16 protein-coding genes and 1 pseudogene are annotated in these 17,208 nt (G+C 33.4%); 13 read left to right on the top strand and 4 right to left on the bottom strand.

What is annotated here, in order from left to right:
- Window positions 1-97 precede the first annotated feature (97 nt).
- Window positions 98-1,180 carry an alkaline phosphatase family protein gene (locus WFZ86_RS01260; RefSeq protein WP_342690254.1) on the top strand — a complete coding sequence of 361 codons (1,083 nt, stop codon included), beginning with the start codon at window positions 98-100 and terminating at the stop codon, window positions 1,178-1,180.
- Window positions 1,181-1,240: 60 nt separating this feature from the next.
- Here the strand turns inward: WFZ86_RS01260 and rlmN are convergent, their stop codons facing one another.
- The gene (gene rlmN, locus WFZ86_RS01255) at window positions 1,241-2,284 is read right to left on the bottom strand and encodes a dual-specificity RNA methyltransferase RlmN (protein WP_342690253.1); all 1,044 of its coding nucleotides are present in this window, start codon (window positions 2,282-2,284) and stop codon (window positions 1,241-1,243) included.
- Window positions 2,285-2,733: 449 nt separating this feature from the next.
- On the opposite strand from rlmN, the gene WFZ86_RS01250 reads away from it, so the two are divergent.
- The 5 genes from WFZ86_RS01250 to WFZ86_RS01230 all read left to right on the top strand — a co-directional run bounded on the left by WFZ86_RS01250 (window position 2,734) and on the right by WFZ86_RS01230 (window position 7,397).
- A complete protein-coding gene (locus WFZ86_RS01250) occupies window positions 2,734-3,300 on the top strand; it encodes a YceI family protein (RefSeq protein WP_342690252.1) in 567 nt (188 codons plus the stop codon).
- Window positions 3,301-3,312: 12 nt separating this feature from the next.
- The gene (locus WFZ86_RS01245) at window positions 3,313-4,716 is read left to right on the top strand and encodes a hypothetical protein (protein WP_342690251.1); all 1,404 of its coding nucleotides are present in this window, start codon (window positions 3,313-3,315) and stop codon (window positions 4,714-4,716) included.
- 6 nt (window positions 4,717-4,722) lie between these two features.
- A complete protein-coding gene (locus tag WFZ86_RS01240; protein ID WP_342690250.1) occupies window positions 4,723-5,274 on the top strand; it encodes a hypothetical protein in 552 nt (183 codons plus the stop codon).
- A gap of 206 nt (window positions 5,275-5,480) precedes the next feature.
- The gene (locus tag WFZ86_RS01235; RefSeq protein ID WP_342690249.1) at window positions 5,481-6,224 is read left to right on the top strand and encodes a LamG-like jellyroll fold domain-containing protein; all 744 of its coding nucleotides are present in this window, start codon (window positions 5,481-5,483) and stop codon (window positions 6,222-6,224) included.
- 531 nt (window positions 6,225-6,755) lie between these two features.
- Window positions 6,756-7,397 carry an O-methyltransferase gene (locus WFZ86_RS01230; protein WP_342690248.1) on the top strand — a complete coding sequence of 214 codons (642 nt, stop codon included), beginning with the start codon at window positions 6,756-6,758 and terminating at the stop codon, window positions 7,395-7,397.
- 174 nt (window positions 7,398-7,571) lie between these two features.
- Here the strand turns inward: WFZ86_RS01230 and WFZ86_RS01225 are convergent, their stop codons facing one another.
- The 3 genes and pseudogenes from WFZ86_RS01225 to WFZ86_RS01215 all read right to left on the bottom strand — a co-directional run.
- Window positions 7,572-8,141 (bottom strand): phosphatase PAP2 family protein, encoded by a 570-nt coding sequence (locus WFZ86_RS01225; RefSeq protein ID WP_342690247.1) that lies wholly within the window; start codon window positions 8,139-8,141, stop codon window positions 7,572-7,574.
- Window positions 8,141-8,542, bottom strand: coding sequence for a Sec-independent protein translocase subunit TatA/TatB (locus WFZ86_RS01220; protein WP_342690246.1), 402 nt, complete (start codon window positions 8,540-8,542; stop codon window positions 8,141-8,143). The genes WFZ86_RS01225 and WFZ86_RS01220 overlap by 1 nt, the downstream gene beginning before the upstream one ends.
- Before the next feature lie 143 nt (window positions 8,543-8,685).
- Window positions 8,686-8,877 (bottom strand): annotated as a pseudogene (locus tag WFZ86_RS01215) (acetyl-CoA hydrolase/transferase C-terminal domain-containing protein); the annotation flags it as partial.
- A gap of 132 nt (window positions 8,878-9,009) precedes the next feature.
- Between WFZ86_RS01215 and WFZ86_RS01210 the strand changes: the two are divergent.
- The 7 genes from WFZ86_RS01210 to WFZ86_RS01180 all read left to right on the top strand — a co-directional run bounded on the left by WFZ86_RS01210 (window position 9,010) and on the right by WFZ86_RS01180 (window position 16,580).
- A complete protein-coding gene (locus tag WFZ86_RS01210; RefSeq protein WP_342690245.1) occupies window positions 9,010-9,777 on the top strand; it encodes a carbonic anhydrase in 768 nt (255 codons plus the stop codon).
- 5 nt (window positions 9,778-9,782) lie between these two features.
- The gene (locus WFZ86_RS01205) at window positions 9,783-10,556 is read left to right on the top strand and encodes a DUF2490 domain-containing protein (RefSeq protein ID WP_342690244.1); all 774 of its coding nucleotides are present in this window, start codon (window positions 9,783-9,785) and stop codon (window positions 10,554-10,556) included.
- A 264-nt stretch (window positions 10,557-10,820) separates the two neighbouring features.
- Window positions 10,821-11,453 carry a leucine-rich repeat domain-containing protein gene (locus WFZ86_RS01200; protein ID WP_342690243.1) on the top strand — a complete coding sequence of 211 codons (633 nt, stop codon included), beginning with the start codon at window positions 10,821-10,823 and terminating at the stop codon, window positions 11,451-11,453.
- Between the two features lie 31 nt (window positions 11,454-11,484).
- Window positions 11,485-12,162, top strand: a complete 678-nt coding sequence (locus WFZ86_RS01195) for a TetR/AcrR family transcriptional regulator (RefSeq protein ID WP_342690242.1) — start codon at window positions 11,485-11,487, stop codon at window positions 12,160-12,162.
- Window positions 12,162-13,820, top strand: coding sequence for a peptidase domain-containing ABC transporter (locus WFZ86_RS01190; RefSeq protein ID WP_342690241.1), 1,659 nt, complete (start codon window positions 12,162-12,164; stop codon window positions 13,818-13,820). Before WFZ86_RS01195 ends, WFZ86_RS01190 begins: the two co-directional genes overlap by 1 nt.
- Before the next feature lie 4 nt (window positions 13,821-13,824).
- A complete protein-coding gene (locus tag WFZ86_RS01185) occupies window positions 13,825-15,180 on the top strand; it encodes an HlyD family secretion protein (RefSeq protein ID WP_342690240.1) in 1,356 nt (451 codons plus the stop codon).
- The gene (locus tag WFZ86_RS01180; RefSeq protein ID WP_342690239.1) at window positions 15,180-16,580 is read left to right on the top strand and encodes a TolC family protein; all 1,401 of its coding nucleotides are present in this window, start codon (window positions 15,180-15,182) and stop codon (window positions 16,578-16,580) included. Before WFZ86_RS01185 ends, WFZ86_RS01180 begins: the two co-directional genes overlap by 1 nt.
- Window positions 16,581-17,208 lie beyond the last annotated feature (628 nt).

Below are 17,208 nucleotides of genomic sequence, written 5' to 3'. Positions count from 1 at the left end.
TTAATAGAACTATTCTCAATATACAGCTATGTTTGTACTGCTCCAAATATTTATCCTTACTAGTAAAACGAGGTAAAAATCATTTAAAAAATGAATTATGAAAACAAAAACCCTACTACTTGTCTTTTTTATCACCATGCTTTCAAGAGGACAAAAAGCTGAAAATATTATTATCATCACCACAGATGGCCTTAGATGGCAGGAAGTCTTTAAAGGAATGGACGAGTCTTTGGCTAATGATAAAAGATACAATCAATCGGATAGTGCTTATATCTATAAAAAATATTGGTCTGCTGACCTTAAAGAGCGAAGACAGAAACTTATGCCTTTTATATGGTCTGTTTTGTCAAAAAAAGGACAAATCTATGGTAACAAAACATTGGGAAACAAAGTGAACAATGCTAATCCATATTGGTTTAGCTATCCCGGATATAGTGAAATTATGACTGGATTTGCTGATACTTCGATAAATTCAAATGACTATATTCCTAATCCAAATATCACCGTATTAGAATATTTTAATAAACAATCAAAAATAAAAGGAAAAGTTGCTGCATTTGGTGCTTGGGATGCATTTGATCGAATTTTGAACGAAAAGCGAGCTGGTTTTCCAGTAATCTCAGCCTTTGATAAAGTTGGAGGCAAAAAACCCAATGAAAGACAAAAATTAATCAATGCAATGTTGACTGATTCGTATAAACCTTTTCACGAAAACGAATGTCTTGATGTATTTACTCATTATGAAGCTTTAGAAGAACTAAAAACAAACAAACCTCGTGTTTTGTATATTGCTTATGGAGAAACAGATGAATGGGCACATGCTGGTTTTTACCGATCGTATTTAGATGCTGCCCATCAGGTAGATGCTTGGGTAAAAGAACTATGGGAGTTTGTTCAAAATGATTCACAATATAAAGATAAAACAGCTATTTTTATTACAACAGACCATGGCCGAGGTGACTTAGTTAAATCAGAATGGACAAGTCATGGAAGCAATATTAAAGATGCTTCTGAAATTTGGTTTGCAACCATGGGGCCAAAAATAGACGCCAAAGGAGAAATAAATACCAATATGCAAATTTATCAAAATCAATTTGCACAAACTATGGCAAAAATTCTTGGTTATACTTTTGAAGCAAATCATCCTGTAGCAGAAGAAATTAAAGATGTATTTAAGTAAGTGTTATCACTAAAAAAGGAGTTGACTAAAATCAACTCCTTCACTATATATTAAAAAAAATTAAGCTTCTTTATTCGCTAATTGACCACAAGCAGCATCGATATCTTTTCCTCTGCTTCTTCTTACTTTGACCACAACTCCAATAGCCTGCAAGCCTTTAATGTAGGCAGCTATCGCCTCTTCAGAAGCTTGCTGAAATTCACCATCATCGATAGGGTTGTATTCAATAAGATTCACTTTGCAAGGCACATATTTACAAAATTTCACCAAAGCATCAATTGAAACTTTATCATCATTGATTCCTTTCCAAACTACATATTCATAGGACACTTTGCTCTTGGTTTTTCGGTACCAATATTCTAAAGCCTCTCTCAATTCTTTCAAAGGGAAATTGGCACTAAAAGGCATGATTCTGGCTCGAGTTGAATCGATTGCTGAATGAAGTGAAACCGCTAATTTGAACTTCACCTCATCATCGGCTAATTTTTTTATCATTTTTGGTATTCCCGAAGTAGACACCATGATTCTTTTGGGAGACATACCTAATCCTTCTGGAGAAGTAATCATTTCAATAGCTTTCAATACATTATTATAATTCATCAGAGGCTCTCCCATTCCCATAAATACGATATTAGACAACGGATGATTGTAATATAATCTGCTCTCTTTATCAATAGCCAAAACTTGATCATAAATTTCAGCGGGTTCTAAATTTCTCATGCGTTTTAATCGTGCGGTCGCGCAAAAATTGCAATCCAAACTACAACCTACTTGGCTTGAAACACAGGCGGTAGTTCTGGTTTCGGTTGGAATTAAAACCGATTCGACCACCAATCCATCATGCAAACGAACAGCATTTTTTACCGTACCGTCTTCACTGCGTTGCATGGTATCAACTTTGATATGATTGATTACAAAATTAGCCTCTAATGCTGCTCTTGTGGATTTAGACACATTTGTCATATCCTCGAAACTATGAGCCCCTTTGGTCCACAACCACTCATATACTTGATTGCCTCGAAAAGCTTTGTCGCCATTGCTTACAAAAAAGTCTCGTAATTCTTCTTTAGATAATGATCTAATATCTTTTTTCTCGATTTCCATGCTGCAAATTTATTCAAATTTTAATGTTTTGAATTCAATTTCATTTATTAATAATATCCTTTTTAACAAATTCAACAAAATGCATAACAATATGAACTGTATGAGAAAACAGAATCCAATAAAGTTTTTTGCAATACGATTTAATTCATAAAAAATGAATGCTTTTTTGAATAAAAAAACAAAAAAGCAAAAAAAACATAATCAAAATCTGACTAATTCACACTATTCTTTGTTCTTATTGAAACTACTTCTAAATAAAAAGTCAACGAAATCGATGTAAAATTGTTAAAAAAATCTTAAATTATTTAAGTCTGACTTTTATCATGTTTCACTCCGGACATTGTAGCGAAATTTGCTATATAAATAACACAAAAAGGATAATACCGTAAAAAAACACAAAAAAACCTTTTATTATTAAGAATATTACAATAATCATTAAATACACAACGATGAGACCAACAAAAATTCAATCTATTTTTTTAACATTTGCTTTAGTACTGATTAATATCACTGCTTTAGCACAAAAGAATTACACGCTAGACAATAAGACTAGTTTTACAGTTCTAGGAACTTCAACATTGCATGACTGGGAAATGACTTCTGCTTCAAAAAATGGTAATTCAAATCTTACAGTAACCGACTCGAAAGTTGTTGATATTAATTCTATCACTATTGATTTAGCTGTTGAAACTATTAAAAGTGGAAAAGGCGGAATGGACAAAATAGCTTACGAAACTCTAAATGCTAAAAAATTCAAAACTATAAAATATGTTTTGAAAACTGCTGCAAAAGTTAACGAAACAACATGGAACCTAACAGGGACTTACACCATTGCAGGAGTAAGCAAAGACTTGAAAACACAAATAAAAGTAGCTGTAGTAAATGGAGTAGTTAACATTCAAGGTTCAAACAAAATCACTTTTGACGAATTTGGCATGAAAGCCCCTACTGCTTTATTAGGCACTATCAAAACAGGAAAAGATCTTACAATAAAATTCAACCTTAATTACAAATAAAACTAACAACAAATGAGAGTAATTTATTTTTTAGCAGCTGCTTTATTAAGCCTAACTGCTGCGCAAGCACAAGACCGATTTGGACAAATACAAAACTTAATTCCAAGAGACAAAACAGGTATCAATCAATTTGACGTTAAAAAAGATTCTGTTGAGTTCAAAGGTTTAAGTATCGATTTAGGAGCTGCATTTGCTTTACAATTCCAAGCAATCAACTCTTTTAACGGTCACAAAGGAACCTCATTCACCAATCCAAATAATAATGCCGCTATTACAGGTTATAAACTAAACAATTTGGCTAATAACTTGAATCTTCCAACTGCAAACATGACCATTGGTGCTCAATTATATGATGGTGTTCGTGTTAATTTAGATTTGTATTTAGCTGCAAGACACCACAACGAAACTTGGGTAAAAGGTGGTTATTTACAAATTGACAAATTAGACTTTATCCAAAAAGACTTCTTGAAAGATTTCATGAAATATGCGACTATCAAAATTGGTCAAATGGAGAACAACTATGGTGATGCTCACTTTAGAAGATCTGATAATGGTAATGCAATGATGAATCCTTTTATAGAAAGCAACATTATGGATTCATTTACTACTGAGCCTGGAATTGAAGTATACTACAACAGAAATGGATTAGTAAGTATGATTGGAGTTACCAACTCTAAATTGAACCAAAACGTTTCTGAATTTGTTCCTGGAACTCCATCAGCAGCATTGCCAGACCAAAACACAACTATTAGCCCAACTATTTTAGCAAAATTAGGGTATGACAAACAATTGAGTGAAGACCTTAGAGTGCGTTTTACAGGATCTTTATATCACTGTGCTAACACTAGCGGAAACTTATATTCTTCTGAAAGAGCAGGTAGCCGTTACTATGGTGTGATGACTCACGCAGCTTACCTAAATGGAAGTACGACAGTTGACAATGATTTCACTAAAGACTTAAAAGCAAACCATACTACAGGACGCTTTGATCCTGGATTTGGCAACAAGTTAACGTCTATAATGTTTAACCCTTTTGTAAAATACAAAGGATTGGAATTCTTTGGAACTATTGAAACAGCTACAGGAGGAAACAAAAAAGGAATGGATGAAAGCCGTACAGTTAATCAATTTGCTGGTGATGTTGTGTATCGCTTTGGAAAAACTGAACAATTTTATGTAGGTGGCAGATACAACACTGTATCTGGTAAATTAGACAATGCAAACACAGATAAAATCACTATCAACCGCTTTGAAGCTTCTGCTGGTTGGTTCATGACTAAAAATATCCTGTCAAAATTGGCCTATGTAGACCAACAATATAAAGACTTTGGTAAATTTAATGCAAACGGAACCGTTAATGACTTATACCAAGGTAAATTCAAAGGATTACTATTTGAAGCGGTTATCACTTTCTAATACAAAATGAATAACAAAATAATAATAGAATTATTAGGTATCGTACTTCTCTTTACATTGGGAAGTGCGGTACCTAATTTTCATTCTTATGATTCTTCCCTAATCATCAACAAAATTGAAATCAACATAACAGGTTTATCTACGGTAGGTAAATACAATTGTAGTACAACTTTTTTCAAAAAAGACACTATTATTCTCAACGTTACAAATAAAAATTGCATTAAAGCCGAAATTCCAATGGTTAAATTTGATTGTGGGAATAGAATCATGACCAAAGATTTACAATCTACAGTAAAAACTACGCAATTCCCTTCAAGCTTTGTCACCATTACCGACATAAAAGCCTATGGTAACCATTACAAATGCAACCTCAACTTTTTGATTACTAATAAAACCTTGAGATACAAAGATTTTGTTTTAACCAAAGACAATAACAAACTACAAGGAATCATTGCATTAAATTTTTCAGACATTGGACTTGTCCCTCCAGTAAAAATGGGCGGTTTGATAAAAGTTAAAGACCAAATTGCCGTCAATTTTAGTCTATACATACAATAAACTAAACACGATAAACTCAAGAGATACAAACACCTACAAAAGGTGTTTTTTTGTTTGCACTTAATCCCGATTACAAAAAGTCGAAAACAAAATTCAAAAGCAGTTGAACGAGTTTTCGAACCGTTCATCGTAAAAGTTTTAAACCTAAAAAAAAACAATCTAGTTTAGCAAAACAAATTAACTAAATCTCTTCTTTTAACTTGATTATGAAAAAAACGGTTCTCCTCTCTTTTCTACTCTACTCTATTGCTATTCAGGCACAAAAACCCATTCATGAATTTAATTTTGATGGGAGCCTTGCAAACACAAGTAAAACTGCTTCTTTTGTAGGAAATGCCGAATTTAGTAAAGATCGTTCAGGAATAGACAAAAAAGCAATTCGATTAACAAACGAAGGATTAATAGCAAATATTGACAACTTACCGCAAACCAATGCACCAAGAACCATATCTATTTGGATCAAATTCAATGACATAACAAATTCAAACTATATATGGGGATATGGAGCAGCGGTCGGTAATCAATACTGTGGCTTAATTCATCAAGGAACAGATTCTGATGAATCATTACTTAATGTTGCGGCTTGGGGCTACAAAAATGATTTTGTGACTACATTGCCTTTGGCAAAAGGAATTTGGTACAATTATACATATGTTTATGACGGAAAAAATGCAGATATTTATAGAAATGGAGTCTTAATTGAAAACTATATGGCTCCCAATAGAAATACTTTAGGATCATTTTTTAAATTAGGAAATATAAATTCGTTGATTAGTATTAATGCGGATATAGATGAGTTGAAAATATACGATGTTGCCTTATCATATGAAGAAATAGCAAATCAATACTATACTGGTGCCGCATTAATAATTGCTGGCACTACAACTTCAACAAAAAAAGGGAGATTTTTATCAAAAACAAGTCGACTATCTCAAAAACAATTACTTTAAAATAGTAATTAAACATAATCCAAAAGTGCAAGAATAAGTTTTCAAAAATCTTACACTTTTTTTATTGGAACTAAAAATTCCCTCTCTTATCTTGACAAAATAGTTTTATTAAGGAAAACCTTTAGTAAGCTAAAAAATCCAAATACCTATGAAGCATACATTGCGGGCATAGGATAATAACCAAAGATTTACAGTGCTCTGTAAAAGTCAAAACTTTACAGAATAACTACATAACCATTAGCAATCTAAAATACTCTAATAAGAGCAATTACGAATGCCCCTTAGTTTTACTATAACTAACAAAACCCTTACTTACAAGACTTCACGTTGGTGTACAATAAATAGACACAACAAGCCAGTGGAACACCCAAACTTACTTTCTCTGAACTAGGACCTTAGTTCACCAGTAAAATGGGAGGAATAATAAAAGTAAAAGACGAGACAGAGGTGAATTTTGATTTGTTTTTTAAATAACGAATCAAATTAGCTAGTGAATTAATACCTTTGCAACTAAAACCAAAACGCCTTCGAATGCATTTTTTATCTCAAGATTTAGAGGATTACATTGAGCAACATTCAGAAAAAGAACCCGCTCATTTAGCGGCCTTGAACAAAGAAACCTACCAAAAAATTTTATTGCCCAGAATGCTAAGTGGTCATTTTCAGGGAAGAGTTTTGAGTATGCTTTCTAAACTGATTCGCCCAAAAAACATTCTTGAAATAGGGACTTACACAGGTTACTCGGCTTTGTGTTTGTGCGAAGGAATGCAAGAAAACGGACAACTACACACCATAGACATCAAAGAAGAATTGGTTGATTTTCAGCGAAAACATTTTGACAAATCGGCTTGGGGAAATCAAATTGTTCAGCATTTAGGAGAAGGAACCGATATTATTCCTACCATTGATTTGACATTTGACTTGGTTTTTATTGATGCCGATAAGGAAAACTACTTGAACTATTTTGAACTTATTGTTCCAAAAATGAATAAAGGTGGTATCATTTTATCAGACAATGTTTTGTGGAGCGGTAAAGTTGTAGAGCCTTTGCAAAAAAATGATTTGAGCACTAAAGTTTTATTGGAATACAATACTTTATTAGCCAATGACCCAAGAGTTGAAACCGTTTTGCTTCCGATTCGAGATGGATTGACGGTGAGCAGAGTGCTTTAAATCCCTACACGTCTTATCAAAATACGGTTCCTAGCCCAGATGGGAATGAAAATCCTTTTGAGTTGAACGGTATTTTTTCTTGACTAAAAAAAGCGACTGGAAGAAGCTCTTTTTTGGTCTTAGAAAAAAACAGTTTCAAACCAAAAGATTGTAATGTACAGCTGGATAATGCTCCTAATTAGTAATTGGAAAGTACTTTTTTTGAAGAATTTGATACCCTTTATAGGTTAAAAAACCAAAGGTAAAGCCGCAAAAATATCCTGTAAGAATGTCTATTGGATAGTGTAAACCTAGATAAATTCGGCTATAGGCAAAAATCAAAGGCCATAAAAAGAGTAGCCCGAAATACGGAAACTTTTTTCGCAACACCAAAAACAAGAAGGTCGCCACCGCCATAGAATTGGCCGCGTGACCAGAGAAAAAACTAAAGGAATTTCTGGATTGTACGACGCGAATCAGGCTATTGATGTCGGTATTATTGCAAGGACGCAAACGCTGCACGGTATTCTTGACCAAATTGGTTGTCTGGTCTGTAAAAGCGATTAAAACCGCAACAAAGAGTAATAAAAAGAGTGTTTGCTTGGCTCCTACTTTTTTGTAAATGATGTATAAAAGCAACAAAAATAAGGGAGTCCAATTGACTTGTTTGGTAATGAATAACCACAAACCATCGAAGGTCTCAGAACCTAAACCATTTAAAAAAACAAACAACTGAATGTCTAATGCTTCTAGCTTGTCTAACATTACATTTGTCTTTTTATTGGTCCTTCGATTTCGTTGATATCCTCAGTAGAGACAGCAGTTACAGAAGGTTTTCCTTCAACTGCGTTTGATGCATTGGTAATTTCGGAAGTAAAATTAGTTGCAAAACCAGTAATCGAATTGGCGGAATCACCTAATAGATTTTGTTTGGCTTTATCTATTTCTGAATTAATTCCTCCGGTTAAATCGGTTAATGTTTTTTGGTCCAATCCGTTAGCCTCAGCTCCTTTTTGAATTTCATTTTTAATGTCGTTTGTAGCATGTTTTAGCTGCGCCATAGCTTTCCCCATAGTACGAGCAATTTCTGGCACTTTATCAGAACCGAACAACATCAAAACGATGAACATAATAAAAATTAATTCTCCTCCTCCTATTCCAAACATAAGGTTGATTTTTTTGTTGCGACAAATATATTAATTTTAATACAGTTGCTTTTTAAATATTTCATAAAAAAGAGGCATTCTGACAATTAACCAAACGCCTATCACTGTAATACAACTTAATTGCTATTCATGTTATGCAACTACTACAATCGTCTTCCTGTATTTAGCAAATCAAAATAGGCTTTATCAATCCATTCCTGATGATCGGGATGCGCGATTTTTATCATTTCCATCGCTCTATTTTTAAGTGTTTTGCCATACAAATCTGCAATTCCGTTTTCGGTGATGATGTATTGCACATGCGAACGGGTAGAAACTACTCCAGCCCTTATTTTACAAATGATACTCTCAAAATTAAAATAGATAAACACATAAATAAAAGTTAAATATCCATAATTAATAGTAAAACTATCAATTATAATTAGATTTGTATCAAATTATGAATGTATAACTAATATTTTATTACCATGAAAAAAGTAATGTTATTTTTAATGTGTTTAGCACTCACTACTGCATCTTATGCACAAGAAAAAAAGAATAAAAAAGGTGCTGTAAAAAAAGTAGAAATTGATTCCTTAAAATGGAAGAAAGAGCATTATGTAGTAAATAGAGATTCTGCGTATGCTGATCCAAGGATAGGATTAAAAAAACTAATGGGTGGAAACAAACGTTTTATTGAAGGAAAAACAATAAAACCAAGGCAAGACATGAACATGATAAAAAGCCTTGAAAACGGTCAAGAACCTTTTGCAACAATTGTAGGATGTTCTGATTCTAGGGTTCCAAACGAAATGATTTTTGACCAAGGTCTAGGTGATTTATTCATCATTCGTACGGCTGGTCAAGTATCAGCAGCGGCATCTTACGGCAGTATGGAATTTGCAACTTTAAAATTAAAAACAAAACTTATTGTAGTACTTGGGCACACAGAATGTGGTGCAGTTGCAGCAGCAGTGGAGCGTCCCGAAGATGTACCTGGGCATATTGTAACCTTGATTAATGAAATCAAACCAGCAGTAGCTAAATGTGCTCATTTACCAGGAAACCCTATCAATAATGCAGTCCGTCAAAATGTTATTGATCAAGTAAACAACTTGCGAGATCTCGACCCAATATTACATAAAAAATATCTAAAAGGAGAAATATTAATTGTAGGAGCTGTTTATGATATACATACCGGAAAAGTAGAGTTTTTACCAGAAACTTTGCATAACTTGCCTCAGTTAAAAAAATAATCTAAATGAAAAAAATTGTTTTATCTACACTGCTGTTACTCCTGTGCAGCAGTGTATTTGCTCAAAACACAAGGCTTCAAGACAACAACCAGATTGGATGGCTTGGCTATTTTGGAACCTTTAAGATTGCAAATCAATTCAGCATTCACTCGGAATATCAATGGCGAAGAGACAATTACATCACTGATAAACAACAAGGACTACTACGAGTAGGTCTTAATTATCAAGCTAATCCCAAACTTCAGTTAAGACTTGGATATGCTTGGATTGAGACTTATCCTTACGGCGATTATGCTATTAATGCTCAAGGCAAAGATTTCACAGAGCATAGAACGTACCAAATGGCAACGCTTACTGATAAAATATCAAAATTTGAATTCTCGCATCGGTTTATGCTAGAGCAACGATTTGTAGGCAGGTATACAAACCCAGCACTTAGCGTAGAGGATGATTATTTATTCTTGAACAGATTCCGCTATATGGTAAGGGCTCAAATGCCAATAATAGGTTCCGAAATAAAAGACAAAACACCTTATGTTGCTGTATACAATGAAATTTTAATTGGTTTTGGAAAAAATGTGAATGAAAATATTTTTGATCAAAATAGAATAGGAATATTATTAGGATATAGACATAATGCTAATTTTAGAATTGAGGGTGGGTATATCAATCAAACCCTGCAACTAGGTAGGGAAATTGAACAACGGAATGTATTCCAAAACAATAATGGATTTATAGTAAACACTATAATAGGTTTTGATTTAACATCAAAAAAATAAATTACAGAGGACTGTATTTACTATAACTTATTATTTTAAAGACATAAAAAAATGTAAGCAAATAGTCTACACATCATTTTATTATGATTCTGCACCTTACCATTTCACTATTTAAACAGAAAAGCATACGTAACGGTATGCTTTTTTTGTGATCAAAACATTCAGTAAAAAATAGTACTTGTATCTTAAATTAAAGTTAAATAACCAAAAACGATAGTATTACTATTAATTATAATATACTTTTGTTTAATTAAAATCAAAATCATGAAAACATACTTTCGTTATGCCCTTGTTCTTTTGTTCACAACTAGTCTGTGGAGTCAAATTAAGTATGACAAAAATAGAGAGTTCAATGATCTTAATGACGCTTTAAAAACACCAGAACTAATCTACCGATTGAATTTGAGTAATCAAAACCTTAAACTTGATGGTGTAGACTGGTCTAAATTTGTTAATCTTGAATATTTAAGTTTAAAAAACGACCATTTGAAAGAAATTCCTAGCGGTATTACAAAAATAAAAACTTTAAAATCCATTGATTTAAGCGGTAACGACTTTGATGTTCTCCCAAGTGATTTTGCTAATTTAGAATTCCTTGAAGAAATAAAACTAAATGATGAAACAAAGATGAATTTTCCTAAAACACTTGATGTTCTGGCTAAATTGCCTATGTTAAAATCTTTATATTTAGAAAACGATCAGCTCAAAACCATTCCAAGTGAGGTTTTAAAAATGAAAAGTCTAGAAAATTTATTTTTAGGAAACAATCAAATTGAGAAAGTTCCAGTCTTAAAAAAACTAGATCATCTTAAATATTTAGACTTAAAGGACAACAAAATAAAAACTGATTTACAAGATATGAAAAATTTGAATTTTGGTATAAAAGTTAACTTTTAAAAACATCTTAAATTGAAACTAAACCCCCATTATGGACGCTATTTTATCAAATATTAGTATTGCAATCAACGAAAAATTGTTTGTAAAAAACCCGGAAACCTCCACCCTTGGTAAGAAAATTATAGAGAACAGTATTTTACTAATTGATGAAATAGGTTTTGAAAATTTTACATTCAAAAAGCTGGGAGAACGAATAGGATCTAATGAAAGTTCTATATACCGCTATTTCGAGAACAAACACAAATTATTGGTATATCTGTCTTCATGGTACTGGAGTTGGATGGAGTATCGTTTGGTCTTTTCGACCAACAATATTACTAATCCACTTGAAAAACTCATCATAGCTATACAAATAGTTACCGAGAAAATAGAAGACGACATAACTACTACTCATATTGACGAAAGTATATTAAACAAAATCATCATTCAAGAGTTTACCAAAACCTTGCACACCAAAGATGTTGACGAAGAAAACCGAGAGGGTTTCTTTTTTATTTACAAGCGAGTGATTAATAGAATTGTACAAATGGTTCACGAAGTCAATCCTGAGTATCCTTTTGCTAAAAGTTTAGTATCATCGATTATGGAAGGAGCTACGCATCAACATTTTTTAATGAATCACTTAAAAACCATCACCAATTGTAACGCTGAGGTAAGTCCATCTGATTTTTATACGCATTTAATAACGACTCTTTTAAAACAAAAATAATGACACCATTACAACGCTATTACAAATTATTGTTACTAGACAAAAAAGATGTCTACCAAATTATATTTTACGCCATTTTTGCTGGTTTAGTGAGCTTATCACTCCCATTGGGTATTCAGGCCATTATTAATTTTATACAATCTGGGCGAGTTACGGTTTCTTGGGTTGTTTTGGTGATATTTGTTGTAATCGGAGTAGCCTTAGTAGGCATTTTATCGCTAATGCAACTTCGAATCACCGAAAATTTACAGCAAAAAATCTTTGTCCGCTCTTCATTTGAATTTGCTGCACGTTTACCTAGAATCAAATTTGAAGAATTATATGATTCTTATCCTCCTGAATTAGCCAATCGTTTCTTTGACACCATGACCATTCAAAAAGGGACTTCAAAATTATTGATCGATTTTTCGGCGGCTTTGCTACAAATTTTGTTTGGTATCATCTTGCTTTCGTTCTACCATTCATATTTTATCATGCTAGGATTTCTGTTGTTGATACTATTATATCTCATCTTTAAATATTCCTACTTTATTGGGCTAGAAAATAATTTAAAAGTTTCAAAGTACAAATATAAAGTGGCTGGCTGGCTTCAAGAAATGGCCCGTAACAATTATAGTTTTAGAAAAGAACGCAACTATGATTTTGCCTTGCAAAAAAATGACAAATTTGCCAGTGAATACCTGCACTACAGAGAGTCCCTTTTTAATGTTTTAAAAAGGCAATTCAGTCATTTGATTATTTTTAAAATAATTATTACCGCTAGTTTACTTTCAATTGGTGGTTATTTGGTAATTTCTCAAGAAATGAACATTGGTCAGTTTGTCGCTGCAGAAATCATTATTTTATTAGTAATCAACTCTGTAGAAAAAATCATTTTAGGACTAGAAACTCTGTATGATGTATTGACTGCAGTAGAAAAAATAGGACTCGTAACAGACTTGACAATGGAGGAAGACACCAACTATGAAGCTAACAAATGTTTTCATGCCATTACGCTTACAACAGAAGGTTTAAGCATTCAATTTCCTGGATCGGCAAAGAAAATTTTAGACGATATTAATTTGAAAATAGACCAAGGAGAACGTGTATTTATCGAAGGAAAAAATGGCTCTGGAAAAACAACGCTGATTCGTATTTTGTCAGGTTTACTACAATCTTCAGAGGGTGCTTTGTATATTAATGATGATACGTTCAAAAAAATTAATCTTAAGCAATACCGCTCTCAAATAGGCAACATTATTCATGGTGAAACCCCTTTTGAAGGTACTATCTTGGACAACATTAACTTCAACAACCCAGATTGTTCCGATGAAGATTTGAAGTGGGCTTTGGATGGGGTACAACTTACCCCTTACATCAAGTCATTGCCAAAAGGGCTCGATACCCAAATTTTCCCTGAGGGACAACAATTATCATCATCGAATGCACAAAAAATTCTGTTGGCAAGAAGTATCATCAACAAACCAAAAGTATTGTTTTATGAAGACCCAACGGATGCCATGGACGAAAAAGTAGCCAATGAAATCATTGATTTCATTACATCAGATATAAATAAATGGACGATAATAGTTTCGTCTAAAAATCCATATTGGAAGACAAAATGCAACAGATTCCTCACTATGGAAAAAGGACAAATCATTTCGGATATAAAAAAATAAAATCATGTTAAATATTTCAGAAGGCAACAAAACCAGCTTAGAATCATTACAACGCTATAAAACCGTTAAGGATTTAAGTAATAGACCGCATTATAAAATATTGAATAGAATCATCTGGACAGTTTCGATTTTGGCGGTTATCGCACTATTTTTACCTTGGACACAAAACATTTCGGGCTCTGGAGCCGTAACTACATTAAAACCCAACCAAAGACCACAATCTATTCAGAGTGTGATTTCTGGACGAATTGAGAAATGGTACGTACAAGAAGGGGACTATGTAGAGAAAGGCGACACTATTATGTTCATTTCAGAGATTAAAGAAGATTATATGGACCCGAATTTGGTTGCCAATACCAAAAATCAAGTCAATGCCAAAAAACAGGCTTTGCAATCCTATGGGTCAAAAGTAACCACGCTTTCTTCTCAAATACAAAATATTGAAAACGAAAGAAAACTCAAATTAGAACAAGCCCAAAACAAAATCAAACAAGGTTTGTTGAAAATAAAAAGTGACTCTACAGATTTAGAAGCGGTAAAAACCCAACTCAAAATCGCCAACACACAATTTAATCGTGCATTACAATTAAACAAAGAAGGTTTAAAACCCCTAACTGACGTGGAGGAAAAAAGGCTAAAACAACAAGAAGTTGAGGCTAAAATCATTACCCAAGAAAACAAACTTTTGACTAGTAAAAATGAGTTTATCAATGCGAAAGTTGAATTAGGTAGAATAAATGCAGAATATGGCGAGAAGGTTTCGAAAGCAGAAAGCGACCAATTTACTGCATTGAGCAATCAGTTTGATACTGAGGCACAAGTAAACAAATTAGAAAACCAATATGCCAATTACAGCATCCGAAATGGAATGTATTACATCAAAGCGGTACAAAGTGGTTACATCAACCGTGCGATACAAGCGGGAATTGGTGAAACCATCAAAGAAGGAACTCCAATTGCTACCATTATGCCTGCAAAATATGACATTGCTGTAGAAACTTTTGTGAATCCTGTTGACTTGCCTTTAATCAAAAAAGGTGAAAAAATAAGGGTTTGGTTTGATGGATGGCCTACTATTGTATTCTCTGGATGGCCTGATATGTCTTATGGAACATTTGGTGGTCAAATTGTAGCGATAGAAAATTTCATAAGCGAAAACGGAAAATTCAGAGTATTGATTGCTCCAGACCCAAAAGAAGACAAATGGCCTAGTCAATTAAGAGTAGGCTCTGGCGCAGAAACTATAGCTTTGCTAAACACGGTTCCGGTATGGTTTGAAATCTGGAGAACCCTAAACGGATTCCCACCAGATTATTATAAAACAACCGCTAAACAAAAATCATCCAAAGAGAAAAAATAATGAAGCAGTTCCTACTTGTTTTCTTACTATACGGTACTTTTTTACAAGCACAAAACACTACAGCTGTTAACCCAAATAACGAATTCAGCTATAATGAGTTTTTGGGATATGTCAAAAAATACCATCCCTTAGTAAAAAATGCCGATTTAGAAATCACCCGTGCTCAAGCCAATTTGATGATGGCAAGAGGTGGATTTGACCCGAAAATTGAAGTCGATTTTGACAAAAAGCAGTTCAAAGACAAAGAGTATTATTCTATTTTGAATAGTAGTTTTAAAATTCCGACTTGGTACGGTATTGAGGTTAAAGCAGGTTTTGATAACAACGAAGGGATTTACTTGAACCCTCAAAACACGGTTCCGAATCAAGGGTTAACCTCTTTCGGGATTAGTGTTCCGTTGGGCCAAGGTCTTTTGATTAACCAACGAATGGCAGATGTTCGCAAGGCCAAAATGCAAGTACAATTGAGCCAAGCCGAAAGAAAACTTGAAGCCATTGCAGTTTTGTATGACGCCTCGATCGCGTATTTCAATTGGAAAAGAAACTATGATGAAGTTCAGTTATACAAAGTCTATCAAAAAAATGCTGACATTCGTTTCAAAGGCATCGAAACCTTAATTAAACAAGGAGACAAACCCGCGATTGACAGTATAGAAGCTGGAATTATTGTAAAAAACCGAACGCTGAGTTTAGAGGATTCTGAATTGAAATTAGCTAAAGCCAAATTGGAGCTTTCCAACTATTTGTGGTTGGACAACAGTATTCCGCTGGAACTCTCGGATGCGTTGATTCCAGAAAATAAATTGGCCACTACGATTCAGGAAACGTTACGCACGAATGATTTACAAAATCAAGATTTTTCGATAACGAATCATCCAAAAATCAATGCGCTCGAACGAAAAATAGATATGCTCAATGTAGACCGAAAACTCAAAGCTAATGCCTTATTACCCAAAATAGATTTGAGTTATTCGTATCTATCCGAACCTAGTTATATCGATAATTATCAATTTAATGATTACAAAATTGGAGTGAATTTTGCCTTTCCTTTGTTTTTGAGAAAAGAACGAGGAGGATTGAAATTGGCACAATTTAAAGTACAAGAAACGCAATATGCTTTGAGTTTAGAAAGAGTGCAATTGACCAACAAAATTACGGCTCAAAAAACAGAAATCACTTCGCTTACCAAACAACGCAATTTGATTGAGGGCTTGGTTAAAAATAATGAAACGATGCTGCAATCTGAAGAACGATTGTTCTCGTTTGGAGAAAGTTCGTTGTTCTTGATTAATACTCGTGAGAATAATTTGGTTTCGGCTCAACTGGCGTCGATTGCTTTAGAGAATCGTTTTTTGATTTCGAATTCGGAGTTGTTTAAGATTATGGCGAATCCTGATTGATTTTTTTAGGGTTTAAAAACATATAAGTCATAGAAGTTTTGAGCTAAAATTGTGGGTGTCTTTTTGAACCATATAAGGCATATAAGGGCATATAAGAGTTAACCTAAAAGCAAAAAATGCGTGTGATTTAACCGCGAAGGTCGCAAGGATTTACGCAAGGAGCGCAAAGATTAAATCAACTTACTTTTAAACATATAAGACATAGAAGTTTTGGGATAAAGTTGTGGGTGTTTTTTGAACCATATAAGAAATTGAAGGACATATAAGGTTGAGTAAAAATCCGTTAAATCTGTGTAATCCGTGGCTAAATTTAACCGCAAAGTAGTCACAAAGAAAAACTTCAATGATCTTATATGCCTTATATGGTTGAAAAAAAGTAACGCAAAGACGAAACAATTAACCGATTAAACCGTTAAACGCTTAACCTTAAAAAAGCACTATTGTTGGCTCTTTAGCCCCGATTGTAGTGGAAATCCTTTTTTTCTACCTGCTCTTTAGGTAGAAAAAAAGATTGTAGCGGAAAGCGGGAACCTTGCTGCCTGAAAATGCCTATTGTTTCGCTCCTAATTTTTTTGGTGGAATTTGTTTTGCTTCTGTAAAAAAGAAGCGATACAATTATTTTAAAAGT

The organism is Flavobacterium polysaccharolyticum (assembly GCF_038739875.1).
In the GTDB taxonomy this organism is placed as follows: domain Bacteria; phylum Bacteroidota; class Bacteroidia; order Flavobacteriales; family Flavobacteriaceae; genus Flavobacterium; species Flavobacterium polysaccharolyticum.
Note: the sequence above shows the minus strand (reverse complement) of the source record. Positions and strands in the feature narration are given on the sequence as shown.